This is a genomic window from Novosphingobium sp. 11B, from assembly GCF_054589055.1.
Map to the genome: position 1 here is coordinate 1 of NZ_BAAILP010000050.1, position 8,925 is coordinate 8,925.

8 protein-coding genes are annotated in these 8,925 nt (G+C 66.7%); 4 read left to right on the forward strand and 4 right to left on the reverse strand.

Translation table 11 applies throughout. The features are described 5' to 3' along the window. Positions 1-114: 114 nt before the first annotated feature. From ACYPYD_RS04170 to ACYPYD_RS04180, 3 genes are all read right to left on the reverse strand, one after another. Positions 115-1,419 carry an amidase gene (locus tag ACYPYD_RS04170; protein ID WP_459662189.1) on the reverse strand — a complete coding sequence of 435 codons (1,305 nt, stop codon included), beginning with the start codon at positions 1,417-1,419 and terminating at the stop codon, positions 115-117. Next, the gene (locus ACYPYD_RS04175; RefSeq protein WP_459662190.1) at positions 1,409-2,179 is read right to left on the reverse strand and encodes an HpcH/HpaI aldolase family protein; all 771 of its coding nucleotides are present in this window, start codon (positions 2,177-2,179) and stop codon (positions 1,409-1,411) included. Before ACYPYD_RS04175 ends, ACYPYD_RS04170 begins: the two co-directional genes overlap by 11 nt. A gap of 128 nt (positions 2,180-2,307) precedes the next feature. Continuing rightward, on the reverse strand, positions 2,308-3,321 hold the full coding sequence (locus ACYPYD_RS04180) for a LacI family DNA-binding transcriptional regulator (protein ID WP_459662191.1): 1,014 nt from the start codon (positions 3,319-3,321) through the stop codon (positions 2,308-2,310). 229 nt (positions 3,322-3,550) lie between these two features. Between ACYPYD_RS04180 and hisD the strand changes: the two genes are divergently transcribed. The 4 genes from hisD (at position 3,551) to ACYPYD_RS04200 (ending at position 7,718) form a co-directional block, all read left to right on the forward strand. Continuing rightward, positions 3,551-4,882, forward strand: a complete 1,332-nt coding sequence (hisD, locus tag ACYPYD_RS04185) for a histidinol dehydrogenase (protein ID WP_459662192.1) — start codon at positions 3,551-3,553, stop codon at positions 4,880-4,882. Between the two features lie 93 nt (positions 4,883-4,975). Further along, the gene (locus ACYPYD_RS04190; RefSeq protein ID WP_459662194.1) at positions 4,976-5,740 is read left to right on the forward strand and encodes an SDR family NAD(P)-dependent oxidoreductase; all 765 of its coding nucleotides are present in this window, start codon (positions 4,976-4,978) and stop codon (positions 5,738-5,740) included. Between the two features lie 197 nt (positions 5,741-5,937). Further along, positions 5,938-7,008 carry a bifunctional DNA-binding transcriptional regulator/O6-methylguanine-DNA methyltransferase Ada gene (ada, locus tag ACYPYD_RS04195; protein ID WP_459662195.1) on the forward strand — a complete coding sequence of 357 codons (1,071 nt, stop codon included), beginning with the start codon at positions 5,938-5,940 and terminating at the stop codon, positions 7,006-7,008. Continuing rightward, a complete protein-coding gene (locus ACYPYD_RS04200) occupies positions 7,005-7,718 on the forward strand; it encodes a 2OG-Fe(II) oxygenase (protein WP_459662196.1) in 714 nt (237 codons plus the stop codon). Before ada ends, ACYPYD_RS04200 begins: the two co-directional genes overlap by 4 nt. A 73-nt stretch (positions 7,719-7,791) precedes the next feature. Here ACYPYD_RS04200 and ACYPYD_RS04205 read toward each other — a convergent pair whose 3' ends face one another. Further along, positions 7,792-8,493, reverse strand: a complete 702-nt coding sequence (locus ACYPYD_RS04205; RefSeq protein ID WP_008828988.1) for a LuxR C-terminal-related transcriptional regulator — start codon at positions 8,491-8,493, stop codon at positions 7,792-7,794. Between the last annotated feature and the right edge of the window lie 432 nt (positions 8,494-8,925).

Genomic DNA, 8,925 nt, shown 5'->3' on the forward strand with positions numbered 1-8,925 from the left:
CGAAGCAATCCAGGGCGGCTCAAGACTGCTCTGGATTGCTTCGCTGCGCTCGCAATGACGAGGGGCGGGGCGAGGGGTAGGGCGAACCTCGATCGGCGACCAAAGCGCGTTCGGTCAAGCCTGCTCGATCATGCGGGCGAGATCGAACAGCAGCTGTTCGCGGCCCGTCGGAGCCAGCAGTTCCACACCGACAGGGCAGGTCTGCGCGCCCGCCGGAACGCTGATCGCGGGCCAGCCGGTGCGAGGCGCCAGTTCGGGAGCCCAGCCGACCTTGGGATTGCCCAGACCCTCGGGAATGACGCGCAGGGTCGGGTGGAACAGCCCGTCGAGGCGGTGCTCCGCCATGGCCCGCAGCAGGGTGTCGGTCAGGCGGCGATGAGCGGCAAGGACAGCCTGCGCCTCTTCCGCGCTGCGCGACAGGCGATCGAGGATCACCGGGCGGTATTCCGGGAGGAACCGGCCGCCTTCTAGCAAGGCGGCGAGGCTTTGCGGTGCGGTCCCGGCCACGAAATTGCGGGCAAGATACGCGTCGAACGCGGCCGCGAATTCGATGTCGACGATATGCGGACCGGCCAGCAATTGCGCGATATCGGGGATCGCGAAAGGATCGACGAGTTCGGCCCCGCCGTCCGCCAGTTTTCGCAAGGCGCGTTCGCAGGCGGCGATCACCCTCGGGTCGGTGCCGAAGGCGGCGCGCAGCACGCCGATGCGCGGCGGCGCCCCGGTTTCTCCCGCAGGGATCTTGCCGCCCATCGCGAGATAGAGCCCGCGGGCATCCTCGACGGTGCGGGCGATCGGGCCGATGGTGTCGGTGGACGGGGCCAGCGGCGCGACGCCGTCCAGCGGCAGCATGCCATGCGCGGGACGCAGTCCGACAAGGCCATTGCAGGCCGCCGGAATGCGGATCGAGCCGCCGGTATCGGTGCCGATCGCGGCGCTCGCGAAGCCGCGCGCGACTGCGACCGCCGATCCGCCGCTCGATCCGCCCGCCGTCGTGGCCGGGGCAAAGGGGCTGAGGACGTCGCCGCCGAGCGAACTGCGCGATCGCACTTCGAAGGAGAACTCGGACAAGTTGGTCTTGCCGACGATGACGGCCCCGCCATCGACAAGCCGGTCGATCACCGTGGCATTGGCGAGCGGCATCGCGGCTTCGAGCGCAAGGCATCCCGAACTGGTCGCCATCCCTGCGATGTCGATATTGTCCTTGATCGCCAGCACCATGCCGTGGAGCGGCCCCATCGGCATCCTTCGGCGCATGGCCGCGTCCGCGTCGCGCGCCGCCATGCGGGCGTGTGGGTTCAGCGCCAGCATCGCATTCCAGCGATGATCCTCGGCGCCGATGCGGTCGAGGCAGGCGTCCAGCCTTGCCTCCACTTTGCCTGTCGCGGGATCAGGGCCTGTCGCGAGATCAGGCGGCAACGGACCGGCGCGCCTTGTCGAGAAGGTCTGCGGCGCCCTGCAAAAGGAAGCCATGGTCGGAGCCGAGCAGGAACAGGCTGGCGCCGCGTTCGTGCCAGTAGGGCACCTCCTCGATCCGGCTGAGAAACATGCCGACCGCCCGGCCATTCTTGCGCCCCGCGTCGCAGATGCGCTCGACGGCGGCGACCACGCGCTCATGGTCCTGGCTGGCAAGGCCATAGCCTACCGTCAGGTCCACGCGGCCGACGAACAGGCAGTCGATGCCATCGACGCGGGCGATCTCGTCGATGTCCTCGACCGCTTCGGGGTCTTCGATCTGGGCGATGGCCACGGTTTCGCGCTCGCTCAGGCGCAAGTGGTCGGCCATTGGACGTGTCGTGTAGCAGGCAGCGCGGGTGGAGCCGGCATAGCCGCGCCCTCCGGCGCCGAAGCGGCAGGCGCGCGCGAAGGCGCCGGCCTCTGCGGCATTGCGGATATGCGGCGCGACGACACCGGTGGCGCCGCAATCCAGCGCATTGAGCACTTGCTCCGGCGTCGCTACCGGAATCCGCACGAGGCTGGGCATGCCGATGGCGCGGGTCATGGCCACGCAGCCGTCGATGGTCGCGCGGTCGAACGGCGCATGCTCGGCATCGAGGCACAGGCAGTCGAGCCCGGTGAGCGACAGCACTTCGGCGACGATCGGCGAGGGTGTCTTGACGAACGTGCCGACCAGCAGTTCGCCCGAGGTCAGCCGTTCACGGAACGCGGGCGTGTTCAAGACAGAGCCCGGTGGCATTCGCGGTGCGGCGTTGCAGTTCCCATGGATCATTCTCCGATGAATTCGAATTCATCGGTAAGCCCGAGGGCTTGCCCGGTCAATGGATTTGCTGCCAATCAGATTTGCGGTCAGGCGCCGACCGGGCGGGTGCTGCCGCGCACGACGAGGGAGCCTTGCGCGACGACCTGCTCGTGCCGGTCGGCATCGGTGCGCAGGGACAGGATCAGGCGCAGGGTCTCCGCCACCATGAAGGCCGCGGGCTGCGAATAGCTGGTGAGCGAGAAGCCGGGCCATGCCGCCATCGGCACGTCGTCGTACCCGGCGATCGAAATCTCGCGGCCCACGTCCAGCCCGAATTCGTGGCGGGCGACGGTGATCGCGGCCAGCGCCATGGTGTCGTTGGCGCAGAAGATCGCCTCGGGCCGGTCCTTGCGCAGCAGCAGGCGGCGGGTGGCGGCCATCGCGGTATCGAAATCGAAGGCGCCATCCTCGCGGATCGGGGCCGGTGCGCCCCGCTCGGCAAGGTATTCGGTGAATCCCGCCTCGCGCTGGGCGTTGGTGGAGGAATCCGCGGTGCCCGCCATGAAGGCGAAGCGGCGGTGACGCCCGGCCAGCAGGTGCGCCGCGATCGCCCTCGCGCCTGTCTCGTTGTCGCCCACCACGCAGGAGGCATCCTGCGCTGGGGTGGTGCGGTTGTAATGGATCACCGGCACCTGCGCGCGGCGGCACTGCTCGGTCAGGGTGGAGGAGGGGCTGACGGACAGCAGCACCAGCGCGTCGATCCGGTAATGCAGGATTTCGTGGATGGAGGGCTCGGGCCGGGTGCTGCCTTGTGCCGGGAACAGCATCAGGCGCAGCCCGGCGCCGTCCAGCGCGTCCGACAGCAGTTGCAGGGTCTGGGTGAAGAACGGATTGGTGAGGTAGCCCACGCCGACGCCGACGATGTTAGAGCGCCCGCGAAGTAGCGAGCGGGCCAGCGGATTGGGCCGGTAACCCAATTCCTCGGCGGCGGCGATGATCCGCTCGCGCTTGTCCGCGGCGATGCTCGCGCCCGGCGTGAAGGCGCGCGACACCGCCGATTGCGACACGCAGGCCCTGCGCGCGACGTCCAGGGACGTGATCGCCTCTTTCTCGATTTCCATGCCGTTTCCTATCGAGTGGTCGTGGGGGAGGTCAACGGCATTACGCGAGGGGTGGAGTACGTTCAGTGAATGCATGATCATAGGTTAATGCGGGGATATAATGGCCCTATGTTCGGATATTTTGCATATTGTGCATATGTTGATGAATATGTATTCAAACGCCAATCGGTGTCCGATTCCCAGGCGCCGCAGAGCAAGCGGGCAGACCGCCCGGGCAGGAGCAGGACGAATGGCGATCTATCTCAAGCGCGGCGCGACCGCAGAGGCGAAGGCGGATGCGGACCGCAAGGTGCGTGACATCGTCGAGGCAGCGCTGGCCGATATCGAAGCGCGCGGCGACGTCGTCGTGCGCGCGATGAGCAACCGGTTCGACAACTGGGACCGCGAGGACTACCGACTCTCGCAGGCCGAGATCGACGCCTGCGTGGAATCGCTTTCGGCGCAGGAGCGCAAGGACATCGAATTCGCGCAGGCGCAGGTACGCAATTTCGCGCAGATCCAGCGCGACAGCATGAAGGACGTCGAGGTCGAGACGCTGCCCGGCGTCGTGCTCGGCCACAAGAACCTGCCGCTGAACTCGGCGGGCTGCTACGTGCCGGGCGGCAAGTATCCGCTGCTGGCCAGCGCGCACATGTCGGTCATCACCGCGAAAGTCGCGGGCGTTAAGCGGGTCATCACCTGTGCGCCCCCGTTCCAGGGCAAGCCCGCGCGCGCGATCGTCGCGGCGCAGGCGATGGCGGGTGCCGATGCGATCTATGCGCTGGGCGGCATCCAGGCGGTGGGCGCGATGGCTCTGGGCACCGAGACGATCGACCCGGTCGATATCCTCGTCGGCCCCGGCAACGCCTTCGTGGCCGAAGCCAAGCGCCAGCTCTACGGCCGCGTCGGCATCGACTTGTTCGCAGGACCGACCGAAACGCTGATCATCGCCGACGAGATCGGCTGCGACCCCGAGATGGCCGCCACAGACATCCTCGGGCAAGTCGAGCACGGCCCGGACAGCCCCGGCGTCCTGCTGACCAATTCGGAGAAGTTCGCGCGCGAGACGATGGCCGAGATCGAGCGCCTGCTGCAGATCCTGCCCACGGCCGACCATGCCCGCAAGGCGTGGGAGACCTTCGGCGAGGTGATCGTGGCGGACAGCTACGAGGAAATGGTCCGCGTCGCCGACGAGATCGCCTCCGAACACGTGCAGGTGATGACCGCCGACCCGGACTATTTCCTGCAGCACATGACCAATTATGGCGCGCTGTTCCTGGGCAATCGCACCAATGTCAGCTTCGGCGACAAGGTGATCGGCACCAACCACACGCTGCCCACCAGAAAGGCGGCGCGCTATACCGGCGGGCTCTGGGTCGGCAAGTTCATCAAGACCTGCACCTATCAGCGCGTCCTGACCGACGAAGCCTCGGCGCTGATCGGCGAATATTGCAGCCGCCTCTGCGCGCTGGAAGGCTTCGCCGGGCATGGCGAGCAGGCGAACATCCGCGTGCGCCGCTTCGGCGGGCGTGACGTGCCTTATGCCGGGCAGGCGGACCCGACCCCGGCCACGGCGGCCTGATCGGTCATGAACGGGGTGGACAGGGCGGCAGGGGCCGTCTCTGTTGGCCCCGTTCGCCGATGCGGCGATTTGGAAAGACACGAGGACGATGCGATGACCCTGCCCAAAACTCCCAGCCTGCGCCTCGACGGGCGGCGCGCGGTCGTCACCGGCGCGGGCCGGGGCATCGGCCTTGCCGCCGCCGCTGCGCTGGCCGAAGCGGGGGCGGATGTCACGCTGGTGGCGCGTACCGCAGGCGAGATCGAGGCAGCTGCGGCGCAGATCACCGCGCTGGGCGGCAAGGCGCAAGCCGCAACGCTCGACGTGTCGGACCTTGCCGCCGTCGATGCCTTCTTCGCCGGGCAAGAGCCGTTCCACGTCCTCGTCAACAATGCCGGGACCAACCGGCCCAAGCCGATGTGGGAGGTAAGCGCCGAGGATTACGACGCGGTGCTCGACCTCAACGTCAAGAGCGCCTTTTTCGTGGCCCAGGCCTGCGCGCGGCGGATGATGGCGGCGGGGGAAACCGGCAGCCTGATCCACATGGGATCGCAGATGGGCCATGTCGGCGGCCCGAACCGCTCGCTCTACTGTGCCTCGAAATGGGCGCTGGAGGGTATGAGCAAGGCGATGGCGCTCGACCTTGCGCCCCGCGGCATTCGCTCCAACACGATCGCGCCGACCTTCATCGAGACGCCGCTCACCCGGCCGTACTTCGAGGACGCGGCGTTCAAGGCCAGCGTCCTGGCGAAGATCAAGATCGGCCGACTGGGTCAAGTGGAAGACCTGATGGGAGCGGTGCTGTTCCTGTCGTCGGACGCCTCGGCGCTGATGACCGGGACCAGCCTCGTCGTGGACGGCGGCTGGACCGCCGACTAGGGTGTTGTCGCCCTACCGTGTTTCGTCGCTGCGCTCGCAATGACGAAGGGTGGAGTAATCAAACCTCCCCTTATGGGGCAGCCATTTCTGCTCCAGCGTCCCGCCGTAAGCCTCGCATGGCAGCGACGAAGGCCCCATATCGAATTTGAAAGCAGGAAACAGAGCGCGTTTCACCTACGGGCTGGCAGAATGGGGCCATGACAAACGCAGACACACCTATCGACGACACCGCGCACGATCCGCGCTGGGCGCAAGTCGTCGCCCGCGACAAGAGCGCCGACGGCACGCTGTGGTACTCGGTCGCGACCACCGGCATCTATTGCCGCCCCTCTTGCGCCTCGCGGACCGCCAATCCCCGCAACGTGACGCTGCACGACACGCTGGAGAGTGCCCGCGCGACCGGGTGCCGGCCCTGCAGGCGCTGCAACCCGGAAGGCGCGTCGCAGGAAGCCGGGAATGCCGCGCTGGTCGAGCAGGCCTGCCGCCTGATCGAGGCGTCGGAGGAGCCGCCTTCGCTCGATGACCTGGCGGCGGCGGTGGAACTGAGCCCCGGCTACTTCCACCGCCTGTTCAAGGCCCAGACCGGCCTGACCCCCAAGGCTTATGCGAGCGCCCATCGTGCCCGCAAGGTACGCGACACTCTGGCCGCAGGAGGCCGGGTGACGGACGCCATCTACGACGCCGGGTTCAATTCCAACGGCCGGTTCTACGAGCAGTCGGGCGCGATGCTGGGCATGACGCCCGGCCGCTACAGGAACGGCGGGGCCGACGAGGTGCTCCACTTCGCGGTGGCGCAATGTTTTCTGGGCGCGATCCTGGTGGCCTCCAGCGACAAGGGGGTGGCATCGATCCTGCTTGGCGATGACCCCGAGGACTTGGTCCGCGACCTGCAGGACCGCTTTCCCCGCGCGGAACTGGTCGGCGCCGATGCCGGTTACGAGCGGACGGTGGCACGGGTCGTCGGCTTCGTCGAGGCGCCGGACATCGGCCTCGACCTGCCGCTCGACGTGCGGGGCACCGCCTTCCAGCAGCGCGTCTGGCAGGCGCTGCGCGAAATCCCGGCGGGCGAGACCGTCACGTATGCCGAAGTCGCGCGCCGCATCGGCTCGCCCAGCGCCACGCGCGCGGTTGCGGGAGCCTGCGCGGCCAATCGCATCGCCATCGCCATCCCCTGCCACCGGGTCATCCGCAATGACGGTTCGCTGTCGGGCTATCGCTGGGGCGTGGAGCGCAAGCGCAGGCTCATCGAACTGGAAGGCGGGGCGTGAGCGCTTTTCCGAGTACGCGGATCGACGCCTACGACTGGGATGCGATCGCGGGCGATCTCGACCGGGAAGGCTGGGCGGTGCTGCCCGGCCTGCTCGAAGATGCCGAATGCGACGCCGTAGCCGGTATGTACGGACCACCAGGCGCCTTCCGCAGCCACGTCCACATGGCGCGGCACGGGTTCGGCAAGGGCGAGTATCGCTATTTCGCCTATCCGTTGCCCCCGCTGGTGGAAGCGGCGCGCACCTGTCTCTATCCCCATGTCGCGCCGATCGTGAACAGGTGGAGCGAACGGATGGGCATGACGACGCGCTTCCCCGCCGATCACGCGAGTTTCCTCGCAAGGTGCCACGAAGCGGGCCAGAGGCGGCCGACGCCGCTGCTGCTGGAATATGGCGAGGGCGACTACAATTGCCTGCATCAGGATCTCTACGGGGATCACGTGTTTCCGCTGCAGGTCGCCGTGCTGCTGTCGCAGCCCGGCAGGGACTTCACCGGCGGCGAGTTCGTACTGACCGAGCAGCGTCCGCGCATGCAATCACGCGCATCGGTCGTGCCGCTCGGCAAGGGCGACGGCGTCCTCTTCGCGGTGAACCAGCGCCCGCAGCGAGGCACGCGGGGCGACTATCGTGTCACGCTGCGGCATGGTGTCAGCACGCTGCGTTCGGGCAGGCGTCACACGCTGGGGATCATCTTCCACGACGCGGCCTGACGCTTCGTCATTGCTTCGCTACGCTCGCAATGACGGCGGTGTGGGGGCAGGCGGCCATGCTCCGGCAAAGCGATCAATTCCCCATCGAGGGCACCGTCATCGTCGCATCGAGGGTGGGCACGCCGTGCGTGGTCGCCCACATCGCCGCCTGTGTCCGGTTCGCGACGTTGAGCTTGCGCAGGATCGCCTTCACGTGAACCTTGACCGTCGCCTCAGTCACGAAGAGCTTGCGGGCGATGCGCTTGTTGGAATAGCCGGCCATCAGGCAGCACAGCACGTCGTTTTCACGCTGGGACAGCTTCGACCCACCGCCGTGGCCGGTGTTCTGCAGGCCGGTCAGGTCGTCACGCGCCTCGGGTATCGCGATCCGGAAGTCCTCGCGCCGCAGCATGTCGGCGACGTCCGGCGGGATGACTTTGTGCCCCAGTGCCGCCAGGCGCAGCAGCGCGATCAGGGTGTCGCACGGCATGTCCTTCACGGCATAGCCCTGCGCGCCATGGTCGAAGCAGTTGAGCATGGACGAGAGGTCGAATTTCTCGGCCAGGATCAGCGCGCTCACGGTGTCGCGGCTGGCCAGCCGTTGCAGCGAATCGAGCTGGTCGGCCAGGCTGGGCATGTCGACCAGGACCAGATGATCGCTGCGGTCGGGCAATTCGGGCAAGTCATCGACGCTGGCGGAAGTCGATACGACCTCGATGCCGCCATCGAGGATGATGCGTCGGAGCCCCTCGCGAGAAATCGAACTGGGGTTGATAATAGAGACTGAAATACCCAACGGTCACCCTTCCGAGTCCCAACCCGGGCATCGATTCCTCAATGCCCGGAGTGTTGTTCAAGTGCGGCCTTTCGAGGTCAGTCCTGTCAATCGACGGTACAAGACGACATCCGGCGTCCCAAATATTCAGGCGCGGCTTTCTCCCAAATCCATTATGTACTTTTTTCAGGTCCTCAAAATACCCATGGCCGGTTGAGGCCGATGTATATCTTTCGAAAGCTGTTTACGTACATAACCATATTTGGTCTTGCTGGGTGGCTACATTGGCATTTTTCAGTGTTTTGAGCGATTCACGTCGAAATTGCCGATATTTGCGATGAACGGTTCATCGCGGGACACTCGCAGCCTGTTTGGAAATTCGTTGGAAACGAATTTCGCGGCACCGGCCCGCTCCCCCTCCCGACCGCCCACAGGATACTGCCGATGGGCGGT